Below are 21,332 nucleotides of genomic sequence, written 5' to 3' on the forward strand. Positions count from 1 at the left end.
GATTTGATCCTAGTGACCGGTTCCCACCGATTACAGGTAGCGGTACGGACACCGCGCCGATGTCGTGGCGGGAGCCGGTCGCGGCGGGAATCAGAGGGTGCCGAGCGCCTTGAGGTAGTCGTTGAGGTCACGGGCGTCGGGCAGGCCGTTGACGACCGTCCAGCGCACCACGCCCTCCTTGTCGATGATGAAGGTCCCGCGCACCGCGCAGCCCTTCTCCTCGTCGAAGACGCCGTACGCGCGCGAAGCCTCACCGTGCGGCCAGAAGTCCGACAGCAGCGGGTACTCCAGGCCCTCCTGCTCGGCGAAGACGCGCAGCGCGAAGGGCGAGTCGTTGGAGACGGCCAGGAGCTGCACGTCGTCGTTGACGAACTTCGGCAGCTCGTCGCGCAGGGCGCACAGCTCGCCGGTGCACACGCCGGTGAAGGCGAAGGGGTAGAAGAGGAGGACCACGGCCTTCTCGCCGCGGAAGTCGGAGAGCTTGATCAGCTCACCGTGCTGGTTCTTCAGCTCGAACTCCGGAGCCTTCGAGCCGACCTCGATCGCCATGGGGACCGTTCCCTTCGCAGACACCGTGCGCGGACGCCTTTGCCGTGCCCGGCGCCGTCACCGGCGTGCGGCGCGGGGCACCGCCGGCAGCGTCCGCTCCGGCGGATTCCAACAGGTTGCGGCCAACCCTACGCGCCGGGGCGCACACGCCGAGCCCCCCACCGGATCATCCGGCGGAGGGCTCGGTACGGAACGTGGGGGGCGCGGCTCAGCGCTTGCCCGACTTGGCGCCCTTGGGGGTGACCAGGCGGCTGCCGCTCCAGTCCTTGCCGGCGTTGATGCTCCTGGTCTGGGACAGGCCTGCGGTCTGCGCGGCTTCGTTGATGTCGCTCGGCTCGACGTACCCGTCGCGGCCGGTCTTGGGCGTCATCAGCCAGATCTCGCCGCCCTCGTCGATCAGACCGATGGCATCCACCAGCGCGTCCGTGAGGTCGCCGTCGTCATCGCGGAACCACAGCACGACGACGTCGGCGACGTCGTCGTAGTCCTCGTCAACGATCTCCTGGCCGATCACGGCCTCAATGGCTTCGCGGAGCTCCTGCTCGACGTCGTCGTCGTAGCCGATCTCCTGGACCACCTGTCCGGGCTCGAACCCCAGCTTGATGGCCGGGTTGGTCCGCTCCTCCGCGTGGTCCGCGGTCGCGCTCACGGATTGCCTCCTGTCATGTTTCGGTAAATGACGTGCACCCACGCGTGCGCGGGGCATTGGGCGTAGTCCACACGGGCCGGGCGGATCGCGCAAGTACCCGGCGGCCGAGACCGTCGAAACGGTGACGTTTACCGCCGTCTCGCCGCAACTGCGACCCCGCACACACGGCAAGAAGTGATTCACCCCACACCCTTTTATTGCCTTTATTACGTTTTGGCGGGGGACTGGGCTCTTTGGGGGGCGGCGCCCGTCACACGTACTTCTTCTCGGGGGTCGCACGACCGTACGGCAACCGGTTCCGGCGTGGGCGTATGGTTGCGATTTGGCCGACCTCAAAAACCGGCCTGCGAGCGCCCGTCTCTTAGGGGGTGGTTACCCACCGGTAGAGATGACGTATCCCGGTGAGCCGGTACACGATGGAAGACGGCGCGACACCAAAGCAGAGCAAGACCGAACAGCGAAGGAACAGCGTGGCTTCCGGATCCGATCGCAACCCGATCATCATTGGCGGCCTTCCCAGCCAGGTCCCGGACTTCGATCCCGAAGAGACCCAGGAATGGCTCGACTCGCTCGACGCAGCCGTCGATGAGCGAGGCCGGGAACGTGCCCGCTACCTCATGCTCCGCCTGATCGAGCGGGCCCGCGAGAAGCGCGTGGCCGTGCCCGAGATGCGCAGCACGGATTACGTCAACACCATCGCGACCAAGGACGAGCCGTTCTTCCCCGGCAACGAGGAGATCGAGCGCAAGATCCTGAACGCGACCCGGTGGAACGCCGCGGTCATGGTGTCGCGGGCGCAGCGCCCCGGTATCGGCGTCGGCGGCCACATCGCCACCTTCGCGTCCTCCGCCTCCCTGTACGACGTGGGCTTCAACCACTTCTTCCGGGGCAAGGACGACGGCAAGGGCGGCGACCAGATCTTCTTCCAGGGCCACGCCTCGCCCGGCGTGTACGCCCGCGCGTACCTCCTGGACCGGCTCACCGAGAAGCAGCTCGACGCCTTCCGCCAGGAGAAGTCGAAGTTCCCCGACGGCCTGTCCAGCTACCCGCACCCGCGGCTGATGCCGGACTTCTGGGAGTTCCCGACCGTCTCGATGGGCCTCGGCCCGCTCGGCGCGATCTACCAGGCCCGGATGAACCGCTACATGGAGGCGCGCGGCATCGCCGACACCTCCGACTCGCACGTGTGGGCCTACCTCGGCGACGGCGAGATGGACGAGCCCGAGTCGCTCGGCCAGCTGTCCCTCGCGGCGCGTGAGGGCCTGGACAACCTGACCTTCGTGGTCAACTGCAACCTGCAGCGCCTGGACGGCCCGGTCCGCGGCAACGGCAAGATCATGCAGGAGCTGGAGTCGCAGTTCCGTGGCGCCGGCTGGAACGTGATCAAGCTGGTGTGGGACCGCAGCTGGGACCCGCTGCTGGCCCAGGACCGCGACGGCATCCTGGTCAACAAGCTGAACACGACCCCGGACGGCCAGTTCCAGACGTACGCGACCGAGACCGGTTCGTACATCCGCGAGCACTTCTTCGGTGACGACCACCGCCTGCGCGCGATGGTCGAGAACATGACCGACCAGCAGATCCAGCACCTGGGCCGCGGCGGTCACGACCACAAGAAGATCTACGCGGCGTACGCGGCGGCCAAGGCCCACAAGGGCCAGCCGACGGTGATCCTCGCGCAGACCGTCAAGGGCTGGACCCTCGGTCCGAACTTCGAGGGCCGCAACGCGACCCACCAGATGAAGAAGCTGACGGCCGAGGACCTCAAGCGCTTCCGCGACCGGCTGCACCTGCCGATCTCGGACAAGGAGTTGGAGGACGGCAACCCGCCGTACTACCACCCGGGCCGCGACTCCGAAGAGATCCAGTACATGCACGACCGCCGCAAGGCGAACGGCGGGTACGTCCCGACCCGTGTCGTGCGGGCGAAGCCGCTGCCGCTGCCGGACGAGAAGGCGTACGCGGGGGCAAAGAAGGGCTCCGGCCAGCAGAAGATCGCCACGACCATGGCGTTCGTGCGGGTCCTGAAGGACCTCATGCGGGACAAGGAGATCGGCAAGCGCTTCGTGCCGATCGCGCCGGACGAGTACCGCACCTTCGGTATGGACGCGTTCTTCCCGTCCGCGAAGATCTACAACCCGCTGGGCCAGATCTACGAGTCGGTCGACCGCGAACTGCTGCTCGCCTACAAGGAGTCGCCGACCGGCCAGATGCTGCACGACGGCATCTCCGAGGCCGGCTGCACCGCCTCGCTGATCGCGGCGGGCTCCGCCTACGCCACCCACGGCGAGCCGCTGATCCCGATCTACGTCTTCTACTCGATGTTCGGGTTCCAGCGCACCGGTGACCAGTTCTGGCAGATGGCCGACCAGCTCGCGCGCGGCTTCGTGCTGGGTGCGACCGCCGGTCGTACGACCCTGACCGGTGAGGGCCTCCAGCACGCGGACGGCCACTCCCAGCTGCTCGCCTCGACCAACCCGGCGTGTGTCGCCTACGACCCGGCGTTCGGGTACGAGATCGCGCACATCGTCAAGGACGGTCTGCGCCGGATGTACGGCGAGAACAGCGAGGACGTCTTCTACTACCTCACCGTCTACAACGAGCCGATCCAGCACCCGGCCGAGCCGGCGGACGTGGACGCCGAGGGCATCCTCAAGGGCCTGTACCGCTTCAAGCAGGGCGAGAAGGGCGAGCACGCGGCCCAGATCCTCGCGTCCGGCGTGGCGGTGCCGTGGGCGCTCGAAGCGCAGCGGATCCTGGCCGACGAGTGGAACGTCAAGGCGGACGTCTGGTCGGCGACCTCCTGGAACGAGCTGCGCCGCGACGCGGTGGAGGCCGAGGAGCACAACCTGCTCCACCCGGAGGAGGAGCAGCGCGTCCCGTACGTGACGCGGAAGCTCGCCGACGCCGAGGGTCCGAAGGTGGCCGTCTCCGACTGGATGCGTGCCGTTCCCGACCAGATCGCGCGCTGGGTGCCGGGCACCTACCAGTCGCTGGGCGCCGACGGCTTCGGCTTCGCGGACACGCGGGGCGCGGCCCGCCGCTTCTTCCACATCGACGCGCAGTCGATCGTGCTCGGTGTGCTCACCGAGCTGGCCAAGGAGGGCAAGGTCGACCGTTCGCTGCTGAAGCAGGCGATCGACCGGTACCAACTGCTGGACGTCGCGGCCGCGGAGGCCGGCGAGGCGGGCGGCGACGCGTAGTCGCCCCCAGGACAGCTGACACCGAGGCGCCCCCGGCCGGAGAGATCCGGCCGGGGGCGCCTTTTCGCGTCGCTGTCACCGGTCGGCCCGGCCCCTCGGTGGCTCCGGGGGCGGGCAGGTGATCACGTACGCCTGCCGCGGGGCCCGCTCAGAACGGTGCCCCGACGGCCGTGGTGGTGATCCGGATGATCGCCAGCACTGTGTCGATCACACCGAGGACGACGGCCACCAGTGCCGGGAGCGCGCTCCCGCTGTTCCACCGGCGGCCCATCGCGAGCCAGCCGAGGAGCACGGACACCGGCCCGAGCACGATGCTCAGGATGAAGAATCCGGCGACCGCGCAGATCAGTCCGATCACGCCCAGCGTCGCGCGGTCCGGCCCGGTCCGAGGCCCCGTCCGGCCTCGTGAGCGGGGGTTGCTCCGCAGGTGGGTCCGCCATCGGGTGCGGCTGTGCTGTCCGAGGCCCGCCATCATCCCTCCCGAGGGTCGCGTGGTTCGGGCTCGGGCTCCGAGTACCCCGCGTCGCCGTACCCACTCCCCCGGTCAGCTCTCCCAGATTTTGAACGCCCTGACCTGGTAAGGGGATTCGGGCACCCAGCTACCCCCGCCCGGGTAGGTGTCGTACTCCCCGGTCTCCTCGCACTCGGCGCTCTGGTACGTGGTGACGGGCCGGCCGGTGCGGTTGGCGAACGAGGCGCCGCGGATGCCGGCGGGCAGCGTGACGCAGCTTTCGATGTCGGTGCCGGACAGTTCGTAGCTCTGCCGCTTGCCGCCGAAACCGCGGCCCGGCCAGACGCAGAACTGACCGGTGGCGCAGTCGCCCGCGGCCGGTCCCGGGTGCGCCCGGGGCCGTTGCTGCGGTGCTCCGTGCGCGGTCGGGACGCCGAGGTGGGCGGCGGCCAGCGCGGCGGCTCCGGTCAGCAGGGCGACGGCGTGGATCGTACGCATGTGCATCACTCCCCCGTGGAGTACGAAGTGGTCTGCCGCGGCGGGGTGGTCCGCCGCGGGCCGGTGATCCGAGCTTGGCCGCGTGCGGGTGCCGGAGCCAAGCCCGCGCCGGGCGTCCCACCCTGATAGGCGACGCGCTGCTGCCGGGCCGTCAACGGACGTACGGCGGCGAGCCGTTGACGTCACTTCGTCTGCGCGCGGCCGGGCGTCGTACGCCGGGGTGCGGTAAGCCTCAGGCCCGTACGGAGGACGGCACGCCTGTGGAGAAACGAAACGCGCGGCCGGCCGGAGCGGGAAGCTCCGGTCGGCCGCGCGTCGAGGCGCCCCGGCCGCCCGGCGGACGGCCGGGCACTCAGGCAGTCGGACGGCAGACGTCAGATGTGTCCGACGCCCGCGCCCGCCTCCGCGTTGGCGCCGCGCTTGGTGAACAGCGCGACGACGGCCGCGACGACCGCCACGGCACAGGCGACGGTGAAGGACAGCCCCATGCCCGACACGAACGTGTCGTGCACCGCGGTGCCGATACGGTCGACGATCTGCGGCGTCATGCCCGGGGCCTGGGCCACCTGCGGCGGCACCGCGCCGACCTCGGCGGCGGCCTTGAGCGCCGGGTCCGGCGCGCCCGGGAGCCCGGCCTTGCTCCAGTTGCCCGCGAAGTCCGAGCTGACCTTGCTGGACATCACGGCGCCGAGCACCGCCGTACCGAGGCTGCCGCCGACCTGCATGGCGGCCTGCTGGAGGCCGCCCGCCACACCGGACAGCTCCAGCGGCGCGTTGCCGACGATGACCTCGGTGGCGCCGACCATGACCGGTGCGAGGCCCAGGCCCAGCAGCGCGAACCACAGGGACATCGTCAGCGTGCCCGTGCCGGTGGACAGGGTGGTCATGCCGAACATGGCGACGGCGGTGAAGACCATGCCGCCGACCAGCGGGACACGGGGGCCGAACTTGGTGATCAGCGCGCCCGCGGCCGGCGAGCCGACGATCATCATCGCGGTCAGCGGCAGCAGGTGCAGACCGCTGTCGACGGGGCTCAGGCCGTGCACGTTCTGCAGGTAGAAGGTGACGAAGAAGAGGCCGCCCATGAAGGCGAAGGCCATCAGCACCATCAGGATCGTGCCGGCCGTCAGCGGTACGGACCGGAACATCCGCAGCGGGATCAGCGGCTCGCGGACCTTGGTCTCCAGGACCGCGAAGGCGGCGAAGACGACGACCGCGGCGGCCAGGAAGCCCAGCGTCTTCGCGTCGCCCCAGCCCCACTCACCGGCCTTGATCAGGGCCCAGATGAGGCAGAACATGGCACCGGAGAGCAGCACGATGCCGGGGATGTCGAAGGAGCGCGGGGCGTTCACGGCGCGGTGGTCCTTGAGGATCACCAGGCCCAGTACGAGGGCGAGGACGCCGACCGGCACGTTGATGAAGAACACCGACTGCCAGTTCACGTGCTCGACGAGGAGACCGCCGACGATCGGGCCGCCGGCGGTGGAGGCGCCGATGACCATGCCCCAGATGCCGATGGCCATGTTGAGCTTCTCGGCCGGGAAGGACGCGCGCAGCAGTCCGAGGGCGGCGGGCATCAGCAGCGCGCCGAAGATGCCCTGCAGCACACGGAAGGTGATGACCAGCGAGACCTCGCTGGACAGCCCGATGGCTCCGGAGGCGATGGCGAAGCCCACCACGCCTATGAGGAACGTCTGCCGGTGGCCGAAGCGGTCACCGAGCTTGCCGGCCGTGATCAGCGAGACGGCGAGCGCCAGCAGATAGCCGTTGGTGATCCACTGGACGTCGGCGAGCGACGCTTTCAGGTCCGCCTGGATGGCCGGGTTGGCGATGGCGACGATGGTGCCGTCGAGGGCCACCATCATCACGCCGATCGCGACGGAGAACAGGGTCAGCCACGGATGGCCCCGGAGTCCCTTGCGAGGCTCCGGTACGGAAAGGTCCGGCGCGGCTTGGGCAACCGGGGTCTGAGAGCTCATTCCACGAGGCTAATGTCAGCCACTGACAGTTGACAAAATAATTCAACAGTCGGTAACTGTCATTTAGCTCACAGGTATTCTGAGCAGCGGCAACAACGAGAAAGGCGGCGCAGGATGACCGGCTCCACGCCGCAGGTGACCCGACCTGAAACCGTCTGGACCGGCGGAGGTGAACCCTCCGGCGGCACCGGGACCGGCGGCCTGCGTGAGCGCAAGAAGCAGCGCACCCGCGACGCACTGATCCGCTCCGCCCTCGAACTCTTCACGGCGCACGGCTACGACGAGACGACGATCGACGAGATCGCCGAGGCCGTCGACGTATCGCAGCGCACGTTCTTCCGCTACTTCGCCAGCAAGGAGGAGGTCGTCTTCGCCGTCCACGAGATGGTGGAGGCGCGCTTCGTCGAGGAACTGGAACGGCGCCCGGCGGCCGAGACCCCCCTGGAGGCGCTGCACAGCGCCGTGATGACCTCGTGGGACGACCTCGGCGGCGTGATCCAGTCGGTGATTCCGCTCGAACTGCACATGCGGACGTACCAGATGATCGAGTCGACGCCCGCGCTCATGGCCGCCCACTGGCGCCGCTACTCGGAGCTGGAGGAGCAGATAGCCCGGCTCGTCGCGCGGCGCGAGGGCGTGGACGTGGCGACCGACCCGCGGCCGCGGGTGGTGGTCGCGGCGTTCAGCGGCGTGATGCGGGTCGCCGGGAAGGTGTGGGGCGAGGGCGAGGACGTCAGCGTGGAGTCGATCCGCGAGATCACCGAGGAGTACCTGGCGCAGATCGGACCGGCCGTGTGCGGCGACTGGCGCGGCTGAACGGAGAGCCGAGCACCCTCCGGAAGCGACGCGGCCGACCGGAAAGCCGACGCGCGCCCCGGGAGCAGCGCGGCCGACCGGAGAGCCGAGCCCTCCGAAAGCGCGCCCGTCGGAAGCGGCGCGCCCGTCGGCCGCCGAGTGCCTGCCTGAGTCCGTTTCCGCACGTCTGAGCGACGCCCGTTACCGCACCGTGTCCGAAGTGGTCCCATATGACCAGCGTGAAACGTGATATCCCTCACCCCCTCGGCGGGCACCCCGTCACGTCTCCTAGGGTGGCCCGCGGTGACTTCTTCCTTTCCGGGCCTCGGTGCCCCCTCCTTCGGTTTCCTGCAGTCCACCGCCTGGCGTGCCGCGCTCGCCCTGCTGGTGGTGTTCGTGATGCTCGCGATGACCGGCTGGACGGCCGTCAGAGGCAGCAAGGACGACGCCAACCCGCTGGCCACCGCGCGGTCCGCCTGGGAGCACGCCTCCTTCCGCGGCCACCGGCTGCCGGACACCGACTCCGCGCCCGGCGCGCTCGCCGCCTTCTTCCGGAAGCTGAGCCGTGCCGACCGGGCCACGCTCGCCGACCGCTACCCGCTGGTGGTCGGCAACATGGGCGGAGCCCCCGTCGACCTGCGCTATCAGGCCAACAAGCAGGCGTTGCGGCAGGCCGGTGAGCTGGAGCGGAAGCGGATGCACGACCGGCGGCTGACGCCGGTGGGCCGCCGGGAGGCGAGCCGGCTGATGCACCGCTTCGCGTCGATGCGCGGCCCCGGCCGGCAGATCCTCGCGTTCGACCCGGCCGGCGGCGGCCGGGCCGCCGAGGTCTTCGGCGACCTGCGGCAGGCCCGGCACGTCTCGGTGGTGGTGCCCGGCGTGGACACCAACCTCGCGACCTTCGAGCGCACCGCGCGGGCGACGAGCGCGCCCGCCGGCATGGCCAAGTCGCTCTACGACGCCGAACGGTCCGTACGCGGCGGCGACTCCCGTACGGCCGTGATCGCCTGGGCCGACTACACCGCGCCCGCCGGGCTCGGTGTCGGCGCGGCCACCGGGCAGCTCGCCGAGGCGGGCGCCGTACGGCTGAACGCGCTGGTGCGGGCGCTGCCGAAGTCGGCTTCCGTCTCACTGATGTGCCACAGCTACGGCTCCGTGGTGTGCGGCGTCGCGGCCCACCGGCTGCCGTCCGGTGTCACCGACATCGCGGTGGCGGGCAGCCCCGGGATGCGGGCGGAGACCGCCGCGGGGCTCGGTACCGGCGCCCGGGTGTGGGCGATGCGCAACCCCGACGACTGGATCCAGGACGTGCCGTACCTGGAGGTCGGCGGGCTCGGCCACGGCGCCGACCCGGTCACCGAAGCCTTCGGTTCCCGGGTGCTGTCGGCCGCCGGCGCCCAGGGGCACGCCGGGTACTTCGTGCCCGGCACGGAGAGCCTGCGCAACTTCGCGAAGATCGGGGTGGGCGCGGTCTCCTCGGTGGACTGCGCCGCGCAGGACCGGGAGTGCTCGGCCGACCTGGCCTGAGTGACGGCACGCGCTGCCGCGCCCGGGTTCGCACCGGTCCCCGGGTCCGGTTCCGTACGGCGTGAACCGGACGCGCCGGGCACGGGGGTGACATGGGGCAAAAGCGGCTTGACGCGCGTAGCGCATGATGTCCGGAAGGGGGACGGGCGGGCGACCGCCGCTTACGATGAGCCGCATGGGTGATGTGCTGGCCGGTTTTCACGCCGTCTGGGAGTTCGACACGGACTCCGTGCTCATCCGCTTCGAACGGGGGATACGCAGGCCGAAGCTGTTCCAGGCGCTCGGCGAGCGGCGCGTCCCCTACGAGGCGCTGAGGTCCGTCGAGCTGTCGCCGGGCAGACGCGGCACGGTGGTGCTGCGCGCGGTGCCCCGGCCGGGCGCCGACCCGCTGATGGAGGCTGCCGACGGCCAGCTCAAGGACGATCTCGACCCGTACCGCCTGGCGCTGCCGGCCGACCGGGAGACCCTCGCCGAGTACTACCGCGACGAGCTGCGCACCGTGCTCGGGCCCGCCGCCGCGCTCCCCGCCGACGAGCACCTGGTGGCCGCGCCGGAACCGCCGCTGACCTTCAAGGCGTACGACGGCAAGGCGTCCTTCGACGGCAGTTCGGTGGCGTTCCGCTGGTTCTGGACGGGAGCGTCGTCGGCCAAGTGGAAGTGCGGCGACCAGCACTTCCCGGTCGGCGGGCTGACCGGGGTGGAGTGGCGCTCGCCGGAAAGCGGCGCCGGGGTGCTGTCGGGCAACGGGTACCTGCGGCTGGTGGAACGCGGCGCGGAGGACCGGCGGCCCGGCGAGGCGGACCAGGACCCGGCTTCGGTGGTCTTCGGGCTGGGATACGGGCCGGTGCACGAGTCGCTGCCGTTCGCCGCCTCGGTGCTCCAGGCGGTACGGGCGGCCACGCCCGGCGCCGACGCGGGCGTCCGCCGGCCGGTGCGGACCCGCGCCGACGACCGCCGCGACCCGGCCGACATCGCCGACCGCATCCGGCAACTGGGCGAGCTGCACACGGCGGGCCTGCTGACGGACGCCGAGTTCACGTCGAAGAAGGCCGAGCTGCTGGCGGAGCTGTAGCGGCACGGGGCGGAGCTGTAGCGGCACGGGGCGGAGCTGTAGCGACGCCGGGCCGGGAGGGGCGCCCGCAGTCCTGCCAGGGAACGCCACCCGGGCTCCCGCCACCGGGGCGGGCCCCGGCCCCCCGTACCGGGGTATGACGGCGGAGGCCACCCCCGGTATGACGCCCCGGCCCCCGGCCGCCGCTTACGCTGATCAGGTCATGCAGACCACACCACGCCCCACCGGCGACCGCCCGGCCACCCGCACCCGCGTCCTGCGGGCCGGGCGGCAGGCGCTGCGCACCCTCGCCGAGGACCTCGGGAGGCCGACCGGCCCCGGCGCCGCGCTCTTCGGCCAGGTGCACAACCGCTGGCTGCGCCTGCTGCCTTACGTGGTCGCCTTCACCTTCATGGTCTCCCTGCTGCCCTCGACGGTGAACGTGCTCACGCACGACTACGGGCTCAGCGGCGGCCCGGCCGGAGCGCTGGCCACCGCTCAGACCGTGCCGCTGCTGCTCGCGGTGACCCGACCGCTCCAGGCATGGTGGGTGATCTTCGCGGCGGACGTCCTCGGAGGCATCGCGCTGGCCGCCGCGCCGGCGGGAGAGGGCCGCGCCTGGCCCTGGCCGGCCACGGTCATCATCGGCTACCTCGTGCTGATGCTGGCGCTCTCGCTGCGCGAGCGGCGCCGCACGCTGATCGCCGTCTGGGGGGCGACCGGCGCCGTGAGCGTCCTCTTCGAGCTGGTCCGGCCGGCCCGCAGCGACGGCACCTGGGTGCTGATGTTCGTCCTCTCCGGCCTCCTTCTGCTGGTCGGCGGCGCGCTCCGGGAGCGCGGGGCGGCCCAGCGCAAGCTGATCGAGCAGGAGAACATCAGCGAGGCGGAGCGTGCCATGCGCACCCTGCTGGAGGAGCGCACCCGGATCGCCCGCGAGCTGCACGACGTCGTCGCCCACCACATGTCGGTGATCACGGTCCAGGCCGCCAGCGCGCCGTACCGGATCAGCGGCATCCCGGAGGCCGCCCAGGAGGAGTTCAGCACGATCGCCGCCACGGCGCGCGAGTCGCTGGCCGAGATGCGGCGGCTGCTGGGCGTGCTGCGCAGCGAGGAGACGGAGCGGCACGGCGGTCCGGAGAAGGCGCCGCAGCCCGGTCTGGCGCAGTTGCCGAAGCTGGTCGAGGGGACGGTGCGGGCGGGGGTGCCGGTCGAGTTGGCGCTGCCCGACGGGCCGGTGGCCCTGGCACCCGCGGTGGACCTGTCGGCGTACCGCATCGTGCAGGAGGCGCTGGCCAACGTCGTACGGCACGCGCCGGGCGCGCAGACCCGCGTCTCGGTCACGGCCGACGAGGCCGGCGGCCGGCTGACCGTCCTGGTCGTCAACAACGCCCCGCCGCGCGTCGCCGCGCCGCTGGAGACCTCCGGTACGGGACACGGTCTGGTCGGCATGCGCGAGCGCGTGCGGCTGGTGGACGGCACCCTGGACACCGGGCCCCTGCCCGACGGCGGCTTCCGCGTCGCCGCCCAACTCCCCATGACAGCAAAGGACCGCCATCCCGCATGACCACTCGGGTGATCATCGTCGACGACCAGGCCATGGTGCGCGCCGGCTTCGCCGCGCTGCTCGCCGCGCAGAGCGACATCGACGTCGTCGGTGACGCGCCGGACGGCGTGCAAGGCGTCGAACTGAGCCGCCGTACGCACCCGGACGTGGTGCTGATGGACGTACGGATGCCGGAGATGGACGGGCTGGAGGCGGCCCGGCAGCTCCTGGACCCGCCGCCCGGCGTCGTGCACCGGCCGAAGGTGCTGATGCTCACCACGTTCGACGTGGACGACTACGTGTACGAGGCGCTGCGGGCGGGGGCGTCGGGGTTCCTGCTGAAGGACGCGCCGCCGGCCGACCTGATCTCGGCGGTACGGGTGGTGGCGGCGGGTGAGGCGCTGCTCGCGCCGTCCGTGACGCGGCGGTTGATCGCCGACTTCGCCCGGCAGCGGCCCGCACCGCGCAAGGACCGGACCGCGCTGCGGCTCAACGGGCTGACCCCGCGCGAGACCGAGGTTCTGGAACTGATCGCCCGCGGCCTGTCGAACCAGGAGATCGCGGAGGCGCTGGTGCTCGCCGAGCAGACCGTGAAGACCCACATCGGCCGGGTGCTGGCCAAGCTGGAGCTGCGCGACCGCGCGCAGGCCGTGATCTTCGCGTACGAGTCGGGGCTGGTGTCACCGGGCGTGAACTGACCGGACTCCGCCACGCCCCCAGGGCGGTCCCGCCGGAGTACGGGCCGATGGGGGCGGGCGGGGTGGGGGTAACCCCCTCAAGGTCCTGGGGGTGGCCGGTCGTGCTGAAGGACGAGCAGGTCAGGCACCCCCTACCCCGGTATCAGCGGACAGTTGGCCCCGCGGTGTGACGCCGTGTCACCCACCCGCTTTCTACGTTTCCCTCCGTCACGCCAACGGAAGAGGGAGACCCCACCATGTCCTTGCTGCGCCGGTTCACCCCACGCGGTAGGCGCACGCTCGTCGCGCTCACGCTGGCGGCGGTGGTCGTCGGCGGCACCGGCGGCTGGGCGGCGGGGTCCACCCAGGAGGCCGTCACCGGGCCCGCGCCGGGCGCCGCCGCCTGGCGCGCCGACCACACGCTGGGCAAGCGGCTGCCGGACCCGGCGACCGCCACCCCGGCGCAGGTCGCCCGCTTCTTCGCCGCGCTGAGCGAGGCCCAGCGGCAGGAGCTGGCGGCCCGTCACCCGTTGACCGTGGGCAATCTGGACGGCGCGCCGGTGGCCCTGCGCTACCGCGCCAACGCCCTCGCGCTGACGGCGGAACGCGACCGGCAGGCGGCCCGTGCCACCGATCCGGCCGGCACCCTCCAGGACCACCAGGAGGCCCGCCGGCTGGCCGACCGGTACACCGAACTCTCGCGCCCCGGCCGCCAGATAATCGCCTTCGACCCGCGCGGCCGCGGCCAGGTGGCCGAGGTGTTCGGTGACCTGGTGGCGGCGCGGCGTACGTCGGTGTTCGTGCCGGGCTCGGACATCGACCTGTCCTCGTCCGACCGCGCACGCGACCCGTACGGCACGCCGTCCGGCATGGCGAAGTCGCTGCGGGCCCGGATGGCCGCCGAAGCACCCGGTGTCCGTACGGCCGCGATCGCCTGGACCGGCTACACCACGCCGGTCGGTCTGGGCCCGGACGCCGCGACCGGCCGCCTGGCGGAGGCCGGTGCCCCGCGCCTGGCCCGCTTCCTGGACGGGCTGGCCGCCGCCGGCGTCCGGGCTCCCGCCCTGCTGTGCCACAGCTACGGCACGGTGGTGTGCGCCCAGGCCGTACCGCTGCTGGAGCCGGGGCGGATCGCGGACCTCATCGTCTTCGGCTCCCCCGGGATGCGCACGGACAGTGTGGCGGCCCTGCACACCACCGCCCGGGTGTGGGCCGCCCGGGACGCCTCCGACTGGATCGGCAACGTGCCGAACGTCGAGTTCCTGGGCCTGGGGCACGGTACGGACCCGACGGACCCGGAGTTCGGCGCGCGCCGGGTGCCCGCCAGGACGGCCGAGGGGCACACCGGCTATCTCGCGCCCGGCACCGACTCGCTGCGCAACTTCGCCGACATCGCGCTCGGCCGCTACGACCGGGTGCGCTGACGGCCGGTGCCGTACGCGCCCCGCCCCCACCACGCTTCCTCCCCGACCGAACCTCCTCCGAAGGAGGCCCTCATGGCCGCCCCACTCCTGGCTCCCGTCCGCAAGGCCGTCCGCACCATCGAGGGCCGCACCCCCGCCCACCGCGACCGTGCCGTCGACGGCCTGCGCGCCCTCGCGCTGCTCGCCGTGCCGACCGGGCACTGGCTGCTCGGCGGTTTCACCCTCGACCCCGGCGGCGCATTGCACAACGCGAGTCCCCTGTCCTCCTTCGCCGGCCTGGCGCCCGCGAGCTGGGTGCTCCAGATGCTCGGCATCTTCTTCCTGGTCGGCGGGTACGCCTCGGTGCTGTCCTTCCACCGGGCCGCCGCGCGCGGGGAGTCGACGGGGCACTGGCTGCGGGCCCGGCTGGCCCGGCTGGGCCGCCCCGTCCTCGGGGTGACCGCCGTCTGGGCGGCGCTGATCCCCGTACTGTCCACGCTCGGCGTGCCCGAGGCGACGCTCCGTACGGGCGCGACGCTGGTCATCCAGCCCCTGTGGTTCGTCGGCGTCTACGCGGGCATCACCGCGCTCACGCCGTACTGCGTCCGCGCGGCGCGCCGCCTGGGCGTCTGGGCCGCGGCGCCGCTGCTGGGCGCCGTCGCCGTCGTCGACTTCCTGCGGTACGGGCCGTACGCCGACGCGATGCCGTCGTGGCTGAGTCTGCTGAACCTGCTGCCGGGCTGGATGTTCGCGTACCAACTCGGCGTCGCCTGGGGGGAGAAGCGGCTGGGCAGGCGGGCCGCTTGGATGCTGCTGCTCGGTGGTACCGCCCTGTTCGCCGCGCTGCTGCTGTTCTTCCACTACCCGGCCAGCATGGTCGGCGTCCCGGGCCAGGACCGTACGAACTCGCACCCGCCGTCGCTGCTGGTCCTCGCGCTGGCCGCGGCCCAGTCCGGCGCCGCGATCCTGCTGCGCGACCGTATCGCCCGGCTGCTGCGCCGTCCTGCTCTCTGGGCGCCCGTGGTCGTCGTCAATCTCTGTGCGATGACGGTGCTGTGCTGGCATCAGACGGCGATGTTCTCGGCGGCCGTCCCCGCGTCCTTCCTCGGTGCCGTGCCCGGTCTCACCACCGCGCCGGACACCGCCGGCTGGGTCCTGGCCCGCCTCGCCTGGCTGCCGGTCTTCGCCGTGGCGCTGCTGCTCATCGGCCGCCTGACCCGCCGTTTCGAGGCGCCGTGGACCGGCGTCACGGCGGCCCGGCGGGCCGTGGCGGGGACCCTGGCGGCGGCCTTCGCGGTGTTCGCGCTGGGGCTCGCCTAGGGCGCGTCTTTCGGAGCAGCCTGGGCCCGCGGCGCCTGGCTGCTCCACACGACACGACCTGAGCCCCGGCGCGGGCGCGGGAGACGCGGCGGGCGGAGCCGATCGGGGGACGGCTCCGCCCGCCGCGCGTGCGGGGTTACTCCCGGCCCGCCGAGGTGAACGACATGTCCGCGTACCGGTCGCCCGCGACCTTGCCCGCGACGGGCGCCAGCAGCGCCAGCTCCGCCTCGGTGAGCACGAGGTGCGTGGCGGCCGTGTTCTCCTCGACCCGGCTGCGCTTGCGCGTCCCCGGGATCGGCACCACCGCCAGGCCGTGCACCTGCGCCTGCTGCTGCACCCAGGCCAGCGCGACCTGCCCGAGCGAGGCCCCGTGGGCCGCGGCGACCTCACGGACCGGCTCCAGCAGAGCCGCGTTGGCCTTCGCGTTGTCGCCGGTGAAGCGGGGCTGCCGGCGGCGGAAGTCGTCGTCGGTCAGTTCCTTGTCGGCGCTGACGAACGAGCCGGTCAGGAAGCCGCGGCCGAGCGGCGAGTACGGCACGAAGCCGACGCCGAGTTCGCGCGCGGCCGGCACCACGCCGTTCTCCACGTCCCGGCTGAACAGCGACCACTCCGACTGCACGGCCGCGATCGGGTGGACGCCCTGGGCCGCGCGCAGTTCGCCGCCGGTGACCTCGCTCAGGCCCAGGTGCTTGACCTTGCCCTCGGCCACCAGCTCGGCCATCGCGCCGACCGTGTCCTCGATGGGGACGGCCGGGTCGCGGCGGTGCATGTAGTACAGGTCGATCACGTCGACGCCCAGGCGGCGCAGGCTCGCCTCGACGGCCTCGCGGATGTAGGGGCGGTCGTTGCGGATGACCCGCTTGGCCGGGTTCAGCGGGTCGGCCGGGTCCGCGGTGATGGCGAACTTCGTCGCCACCACGACCTCGTCGCGGTGCGCCCGGACGAACGGGGCTATGAACTCCTCGTTGCGGCCCATGCCGTACATGTCGGCGGTGTCGTAGAGCGTCACGCCCAGTTCGAGCGCCCGCTCCAGCGTGGCCCGCGCCTCGCCCTCGTCGTCCGTCGGGCCGTACGCGAAGCTCATGCCCATGCAGCCGAGCCCCTGGACACCGACCAGCGGTCCGGAGGCGCCCAGCTGAACGGTGCCGATGTTCTCTGTGGTCATGCCGTCCTCAGACTCTCTCCGACGCCCGGCGGGCGTCGGCGTAAACGTCGATCTTGTAGTCGAGGACCTGGAGCGTGCTCTGCAGCTCGGCGATCCGCTGCCGTACGTCCTCACGGTGCGCGGTCAGCAGCCGTTCCCGCTCGGGGAAGGTGTGCCCGCCCTCGCGTACCAGTTCGGCGTAGCGGACCATGTCCGCGACCGGCATGCCGGTCAGGCGGAGCTTGGTCACCAGGTCCAGCCAGTCCAGGTCGCGGTTGCTGAAGCGGCGCTGGCCCGTGTGCGTACGGTCCACGTGCGGCATCAGCCCGATCCTTTCGTACCAGCGCAGGGTGTGGGCGCTCAGGCCGGTGTGCTCGGCGACCTCGCTGATCGTGTACTGGTCGCGGCCGGTCGGCCGCGGGTGCAGAACCCGTCCTTTGCAGGCCGTCGGCCGTACCGGTTCCGCCATCGTCCGGTCCGTCGCCGTCACTGTCATGCCGCGCCTCCCGTAGTTGCCGGTCGTCCCGTCGCCGGAACGTTTTCTCCGGATCTCTCACGACGGCTTCAACGCTAGAGACTTGGAGTGCACTCCAAGCAAGCGAAGACTTGACCCGGTCTTGAGGAGATCCGCGGCCGGTCGCCCTCCCGCCCCCGTCCGTCCCGGCCCCGCCACCCGGAGCGTTAGGCTCGTGGCCATGCCCTTGCAGAGCCTTCGGATGATCGAGAACTGGCCGGTGCCGACCGCGGCCGTCGCTGTCGTACGGACCGACGGGACGGTGGCCGGATCGTACGGTCCCCAGGAGCACCGCTTCCCGCTGGCCTCGGTCACCAAGCCGCTCGCCGCGTACGCCGCGCTGCTCGCCGTCGAGGAAGGGGCGGTGGAGCTGGACGAACCGGCCGGGCCGCCGGGCTCGACCGTCCGCCACCTGCTCGCGCACACCGGCGGGCTGGCCTTCGACGAGGACCGGGTGCAGGCCGCGCCGGGCGAGCGCCGGCTGTACTCGAACGCGGGCTTCGAGGCGCTCGGCGACCACATCGCCAAGGCCACCGACATCCCCTTCCCGCAGTACCTGCGCGAGGCGGTCCTCGAACCGCTCGGCATGGCCGCCACCGACCTGCCCGGCTCGCCCGCCAAGGACGGCGTCTCGACCGCCGCCGACATGGCCCGCTTCGGCGCCGAACTCCTCGCGCCGCGGCTGCTGGCGCCGCAGACGCTCGCCGAGGCGACGTCGGTGGTCTTCCCCGGCGTACGCGGTGTGCTGCCCGGCTACGGGATGCAGAACCCGAACGACTGGGGCCTGGGCTTCGAGATCCGGGACGGCAAGTCGCCGCACTGGACGGGCGCTTCGTCCTCGCCGCGCACGTTCGGGCACTTCGGCCAGTCGGGCACGTTCCTGTGGGTGGACCCGGACGCGGGCGCGGCCTGTGTCGCGCTGGCCGACCGGGCCTTCGGCCCCTGGGCGATCGAGGCGTGGCCGCCGCTCACGGACGCGATCCTCGCCGAGCTGCGCTGAACACGCGCAGCGATGCCGCGGGGGCCCGGCTCGTACGGCGGCCCGCCGCCCCCTCAGCCGTACGACGGTTCGCCCGGCATCTCCCACAGCAGGCACTCGGCGGCGCCCTCGGCGGCCAGTTCCAGATCCGCCGCGTCCGTGATCCGCGCCGCGTCGCCGGCCGCCAGGCGCTCGCCGGCCAGCCGGACCGCGCCGCGCACGACGTGCACGTACATCCGCGGCGCGTCCGGTACGGCGGACCGTTCGCCGTCGGCCAGCCGTCGTACGTGCAGCATCGACGCGGCCCCGGGCAGCGCGTACGGCGTGCCGTCGGCGATGCCGCGCACCACCTCGTACTCCGGCTCGCCGCCGGGCGCGGTGGGCGCGAGCCACATCTGCACGAACCGCAGCGGCCCGGCGCCGCCGTTGCGCTCCTCGTGCCGCACACCGCCCGCCGAGCTGAGCCGCTGCACGTCGCCGGGCCGCACCACCGTCTCGTGGCCGGTGGTGGAGTCGCGGTGGGTCAGCTCCCCCTCGACGACCCAGGTGACGATCTCGGTGTCGCGGTGCGGGTGCTCGTCGAAACCGGCGCCGGGCGCCAGCCGTTCCTCGTTGCACGCGACGAGCGGGCCGAAGCGCAGATTGTCCGGGTCGTAGTGCGGGCCGAAGGAGAAGGCGTGCCGGGTCTCGATGCCGGCCGCCGCGTCACCGCCCGGATAGCGTTCGTCGCCTCTGTGTACCTGGATCACCCGACCACCGTAGCCCCCGCCCCCGAGAGCCCACCGCGCCATCACACCGCCCCGATAAGGCAGGCTTGTCCCCGTGTCTGAACCCGCATCGCGCGACCCGCACCCGCATCCGCACACCGCGACCCTCCGCCGCCTGGAGAAGTCGTCGGGAAAGCTGGCTGCCAACGCCATCGCCCGCATGGACGCGCAGCTGCCGTGGTACCGCGCCATGCCGCCGGAGAACCGCTCCTGGATCGGGCTGGTCGCCCAGGCGGGCATCGCGGCCTTCACCGAGTGGTTCCGGCATCCGGAGACGCCGCAGGCCATCAGTACCGACGTGTTCGGAACGGCGCCGCGCGAGCTGACCCGGGCGATCACTTTGCGCCAGACCGTCGAGATGGTCCGTACGACCATCGAGGTCATGGAGGCGGCGATCGACGACGTGGCGGCCCCCGGGGACGAGGGCGTGCTGCGCGAGGCGCTGCTCGTCTACGCGCGGGAGATCGCCTTCGCCACCGCCCAGGTGTACGCGCAGGCCGCCGAGGCCCGGGGCGCGTGGGACGCGCGGCTGGAGTCGCTGGTGGTCAACGCGGTGCTCTCCGGGGAGGCGGACGAGGGGGCGATCTCGCGGGCCGCCGCGCTCGGCTGGAATTCTCCCGAACATGTGTGCGTTGTGCTGGGTACGGCCCCCGACGGGGACAGCGAGCTGACGGTGGAAGCCATCCGCCGCGCGTCCCGGCACGCCAAGCTCCAGGTGCTCACCGGCGTCCTGGGCAGCCGTCTGGTCGTCATCGCGGGTGGCTCGGACGACCCGCTCAAGGCGGCGAAAGCCCTGATCGGGCCATTCGCCGCGGGCCCGGTGGTGGCCGGGCCGGTGGTGGCCGACCTGCTGGCCGCGACCCGCTCCGCGCAGGCCGCCGCGGCGGGACTGAAGGCATGTGCCGCTTGGCCGGACGCTCCCCGTCCCGTACTGTCCGACGACCTGCTGCCGGAGCGGGCGATGGCGTCCGACCCGGCGGCGCGTGAGCAACTGGTGGAGGAGATCTACAGACCGCTGGAGGAGGCAGGCTCGGCGCTCCTGGAGACGCTGAGCGTGTATCTGGAACAAGCCAGCAGCCTGGAGGGCGCGGCGCGGATGCTCTTCGTGCACCCCAACACCGTGCGCTACCGGCTGCGACGTGTGACCGACGTCACCGGATGGTCACCTTCGGACGTACGCTCCGCCTTCACGCTGCGCATCGCGCTGATCCTGGGGCGTCTGGCCGACAGGGACGGCCAACTCTAGACTTTTGTAGAACACCGACAATTCCCCTGATGGTTCTTCGTCCCTGTCCCCACGGGCGGGCGGGACCTCCCACAAGAGAGAGTGTGAGGGTGCTCGTACTCGTCGCTCCCGGCCAAGGCGCTCAGGCGCCCGGCTTCCTGACCCCCTGGCTCGACCTCCCCGGTGTCGAAGACCGGCTCCGCGCGTGGTCGGCCGCCATCGACCTGGATCTGGTCCACTACGGCACGAACGCGGACGCGGACGAGATCCGCGACACCGCGGTGGCACAGCCGCTGCTGGTCGCGGCCTCCCTGGTGTCCGCCCGGCAGCTCTTCGCGACCCCGGGGGACGTGTCCCGGCTGGTCGGCGCCGCCGCCGGGCACAGCGTCGGCGAACTGGCCGCCGCGGCCCTGACCGGCGTGCTCTCCGAGGACGACGCGCTGACGCTGGTACGCAAGCGGGGCCTGGCCATGGCCGAGGCCGCCGCCGTCACCGAGACGGGCATGGCCGCCCTCCTCGGCGGCGAGCAGGACGTCGTCCTGCCGCACCTGGAGAAGCTGGGCCTGACCCCCGCGAACGTCAACGGCGCGGGCCAGATCGTCGCCGCGGGCACCGCCGAGCAGCTCGCCGCGCTGGCCGCGGACAAGCCCGAGGGCACCCGCCGCGTCGTACCGCTGAAGGTCGCCGGCGCCTTCCACACCGAGCACATGGCCCCGGCCGTGACGGCCCTGGAGGCAGCGGTCGCGCAGGTCACCCCGGCCGACCCGCACACCCGGTACGTCTCGAACAAGGACGGCCGTGTCGTCACCGACGGGCAGGACGTCGTGCGCCGCCTGGTGGGCCAGGTGGCCAACCCGGTGCGCTGGGACCTGTGCATGGAGACGTTCAAGGAGCTGGGCGTCACCGGCATCATCGAGGTGAGCCCCGGCGGCACCCTCGTCGGCATCGCCAAGCGCGCGCTGCCCGGTGTGCAGACCCTCGCGCTCAAGACCCCGGACGACCTCGACGCGGCCCGCACGCTGATCGCCGAGCACTCTGCCCAGGCCGAATAGGAGCCC

19 protein-coding genes are annotated in these 21,332 nt (G+C 72.1%); 11 read left to right on the forward strand and 8 right to left on the reverse strand.

Annotated elements, in window-relative coordinates:
- Positions 1-90 precede the first annotated feature (90 nt).
- Both AB0A97_RS03305 and AB0A97_RS03310 read right to left on the reverse strand, forming a co-directional pair.
- Complete coding sequence (locus AB0A97_RS03305) at positions 91-549, reverse strand: peroxiredoxin (protein ID WP_031003511.1); 459 nt, start codon at positions 547-549, stop codon at positions 91-93.
- Between the two features lie 208 nt (positions 550-757).
- Positions 758-1,198: a DUF3052 domain-containing protein gene (locus AB0A97_RS03310; protein WP_003979717.1), complete on the reverse strand. Its 441-nt coding sequence runs from the start codon at positions 1,196-1,198 to the stop codon at positions 758-760.
- Positions 1,199-1,668: 470 nt separating this feature from the next.
- Between AB0A97_RS03310 and aceE the strand changes: the two genes are divergently transcribed.
- Positions 1,669-4,401, forward strand: coding sequence for a pyruvate dehydrogenase (acetyl-transferring), homodimeric type (aceE, locus tag AB0A97_RS03315; protein WP_361143744.1), 2,733 nt, complete (start codon positions 1,669-1,671; stop codon positions 4,399-4,401).
- A 148-nt stretch (positions 4,402-4,549) separates the two neighbouring features.
- On the opposite strand, the gene AB0A97_RS03320 is transcribed toward aceE, so the two are convergent.
- From AB0A97_RS03320 to AB0A97_RS03330, 3 genes are all read right to left on the reverse strand, one after another.
- Complete coding sequence (locus tag AB0A97_RS03320) at positions 4,550-4,876, reverse strand: small hydrophobic protein (RefSeq protein WP_361143747.1); 327 nt, start codon at positions 4,874-4,876, stop codon at positions 4,550-4,552.
- 69 nt (positions 4,877-4,945) lie between these two features.
- Positions 4,946-5,350, reverse strand: a complete 405-nt coding sequence (locus tag AB0A97_RS03325; protein ID WP_361143750.1) for a peptidase inhibitor family I36 protein — start codon at positions 5,348-5,350, stop codon at positions 4,946-4,948.
- Positions 5,351-5,724: 374 nt separating this feature from the next.
- Positions 5,725-7,329: an MFS transporter gene (locus AB0A97_RS03330; RefSeq protein ID WP_361143753.1), complete on the reverse strand. Its 1,605-nt coding sequence runs from the start codon at positions 7,327-7,329 to the stop codon at positions 5,725-5,727.
- A 114-nt stretch (positions 7,330-7,443) separates the two neighbouring features.
- Between AB0A97_RS03330 and AB0A97_RS03335 the strand changes: the two genes are divergently transcribed.
- The 7 genes from AB0A97_RS03335 to AB0A97_RS03365 all read left to right on the forward strand — a co-directional run bounded on the left by AB0A97_RS03335 (position 7,444) and on the right by AB0A97_RS03365 (position 15,645).
- Positions 7,444-8,145, forward strand: a complete 702-nt coding sequence (locus AB0A97_RS03335; protein ID WP_361143756.1) for a TetR family transcriptional regulator — start codon at positions 7,444-7,446, stop codon at positions 8,143-8,145.
- Between the two features lie 282 nt (positions 8,146-8,427).
- A complete protein-coding gene (locus AB0A97_RS03340; RefSeq protein ID WP_361143759.1) occupies positions 8,428-9,651 on the forward strand; it encodes an alpha/beta hydrolase in 1,224 nt (407 codons plus the stop codon).
- Between the two features lie 175 nt (positions 9,652-9,826).
- On the forward strand, positions 9,827-10,723 hold the full coding sequence (locus AB0A97_RS03345) for a DUF4429 domain-containing protein (RefSeq protein WP_361143762.1): 897 nt from the start codon (positions 9,827-9,829) through the stop codon (positions 10,721-10,723).
- Positions 10,724-10,925: 202 nt separating this feature from the next.
- The gene (locus AB0A97_RS03350; RefSeq protein WP_361143764.1) at positions 10,926-12,266 is read left to right on the forward strand and encodes a sensor histidine kinase; all 1,341 of its coding nucleotides are present in this window, start codon (positions 10,926-10,928) and stop codon (positions 12,264-12,266) included.
- The gene (locus AB0A97_RS03355; RefSeq protein WP_030023125.1) at positions 12,263-12,943 is read left to right on the forward strand and encodes a response regulator transcription factor; all 681 of its coding nucleotides are present in this window, start codon (positions 12,263-12,265) and stop codon (positions 12,941-12,943) included. Before AB0A97_RS03350 ends, AB0A97_RS03355 begins: the two co-directional genes overlap by 4 nt.
- A gap of 236 nt (positions 12,944-13,179) precedes the next feature.
- Positions 13,180-14,346, forward strand: coding sequence for an alpha/beta hydrolase (locus AB0A97_RS03360; RefSeq protein WP_361143768.1), 1,167 nt, complete (start codon positions 13,180-13,182; stop codon positions 14,344-14,346).
- 72 nt (positions 14,347-14,418) lie between these two features.
- Positions 14,419-15,645 (forward strand): acyltransferase, encoded by a 1,227-nt coding sequence (locus AB0A97_RS03365; protein WP_361143771.1) that lies wholly within the window; start codon positions 14,419-14,421, stop codon positions 15,643-15,645.
- 136 nt (positions 15,646-15,781) lie between these two features.
- Here AB0A97_RS03365 and AB0A97_RS03370 read toward each other — a convergent pair whose 3' ends face one another.
- Together AB0A97_RS03370 and AB0A97_RS03375 are read right to left on the reverse strand one after the other, a co-directional pair.
- Positions 15,782-16,810, reverse strand: coding sequence for an aldo/keto reductase (locus AB0A97_RS03370; protein WP_361143774.1), 1,029 nt, complete (start codon positions 16,808-16,810; stop codon positions 15,782-15,784).
- A 7-nt stretch (positions 16,811-16,817) separates the two neighbouring features.
- Positions 16,818-17,258 (reverse strand): MerR family transcriptional regulator, encoded by a 441-nt coding sequence (locus AB0A97_RS03375; protein ID WP_361145219.1) that lies wholly within the window; start codon positions 17,256-17,258, stop codon positions 16,818-16,820.
- 226 nt (positions 17,259-17,484) lie between these two features.
- Here AB0A97_RS03375 and AB0A97_RS03380 point away from each other — a divergent pair, with 226 nt between their 5' ends.
- Positions 17,485-18,303, forward strand: coding sequence for a serine hydrolase domain-containing protein (locus tag AB0A97_RS03380; protein ID WP_361143777.1), 819 nt, complete (start codon positions 17,485-17,487; stop codon positions 18,301-18,303).
- A 53-nt stretch (positions 18,304-18,356) separates the two neighbouring features.
- Here AB0A97_RS03380 and AB0A97_RS03385 read toward each other — a convergent pair whose 3' ends face one another.
- On the reverse strand, positions 18,357-19,031 hold the full coding sequence (locus tag AB0A97_RS03385; protein WP_361143780.1) for a pirin family protein: 675 nt from the start codon (positions 19,029-19,031) through the stop codon (positions 18,357-18,359).
- A gap of 73 nt (positions 19,032-19,104) precedes the next feature.
- On the opposite strand from AB0A97_RS03385, the gene AB0A97_RS03390 reads away from it, so the two are divergent.
- Positions 19,105-20,295, forward strand: coding sequence for a helix-turn-helix domain-containing protein (locus AB0A97_RS03390; protein WP_361143783.1), 1,191 nt, complete (start codon positions 19,105-19,107; stop codon positions 20,293-20,295).
- Positions 20,296-20,384: 89 nt separating this feature from the next.
- Complete coding sequence (locus AB0A97_RS03395; RefSeq protein WP_361143786.1) at positions 20,385-21,326, forward strand: ACP S-malonyltransferase; 942 nt, start codon at positions 20,385-20,387, stop codon at positions 21,324-21,326.
- The last annotated feature ends 6 nt before the right edge of the window (positions 21,327-21,332 follow it).

Source organism: Streptomyces sp. NPDC045470 (genome assembly GCF_040646595.1).
In the GTDB taxonomy this organism is placed as follows: domain Bacteria; phylum Actinomycetota; class Actinomycetes; order Streptomycetales; family Streptomycetaceae; genus Streptomyces.

Bases quoted from the DNA above. Each gene is read 5' to 3' on its own strand.
- AB0A97_RS03365 (WP_361143771.1), top strand. From the start codon at position 14,419: ATGGCCGCCCCACTCCTGGCTCCCGTCCGCAAGGCCGTCCGCACCATC.
- AB0A97_RS03305 (WP_031003511.1), bottom strand. From the start codon at position 549: ATGGCGATCGAGGTCGGCTCGAAGGCTCCGGAGTTCGAGCTGAAGAAC.
- AB0A97_RS03350 (WP_361143764.1), top strand. From the start codon at position 10,926: ATGCAGACCACACCACGCCCCACCGGCGACCGCCCGGCCACCCGCACC.
- AB0A97_RS03335 (WP_361143756.1), top strand. From the start codon at position 7,444: ATGACCGGCTCCACGCCGCAGGTGACCCGACCTGAAACCGTCTGGACC.
- AB0A97_RS03375 (WP_361145219.1), bottom strand. From the start codon at position 17,258: ATGGCGGAACCGGTACGGCCGACGGCCTGCAAAGGACGGGTTCTGCAC.
- AB0A97_RS03370 (WP_361143774.1), bottom strand. From the start codon at position 16,810: ATGACCACAGAGAACATCGGCACCGTTCAGCTGGGCGCCTCCGGACCG.
- AB0A97_RS03380 (WP_361143777.1), top strand. From the start codon at position 17,485: ATGCCCTTGCAGAGCCTTCGGATGATCGAGAACTGGCCGGTGCCGACC.
- AB0A97_RS03330 (WP_361143753.1), bottom strand. From the start codon at position 7,329: ATGAGCTCTCAGACCCCGGTTGCCCAAGCCGCGCCGGACCTTTCCGTA.
- AB0A97_RS03360 (WP_361143768.1), top strand. From the start codon at position 13,180: ATGTCCTTGCTGCGCCGGTTCACCCCACGCGGTAGGCGCACGCTCGTC.
- AB0A97_RS03345 (WP_361143762.1), top strand. From the start codon at position 9,827: ATGGGTGATGTGCTGGCCGGTTTTCACGCCGTCTGGGAGTTCGACACG.
- AB0A97_RS03320 (WP_361143747.1), bottom strand. From the start codon at position 4,876: ATGATGGCGGGCCTCGGACAGCACAGCCGCACCCGATGGCGGACCCAC.
- AB0A97_RS03325 (WP_361143750.1), bottom strand. From the start codon at position 5,350: ATGCGTACGATCCACGCCGTCGCCCTGCTGACCGGAGCCGCCGCGCTG.
- AB0A97_RS03355 (WP_030023125.1), top strand. From the start codon at position 12,263: ATGACCACTCGGGTGATCATCGTCGACGACCAGGCCATGGTGCGCGCC.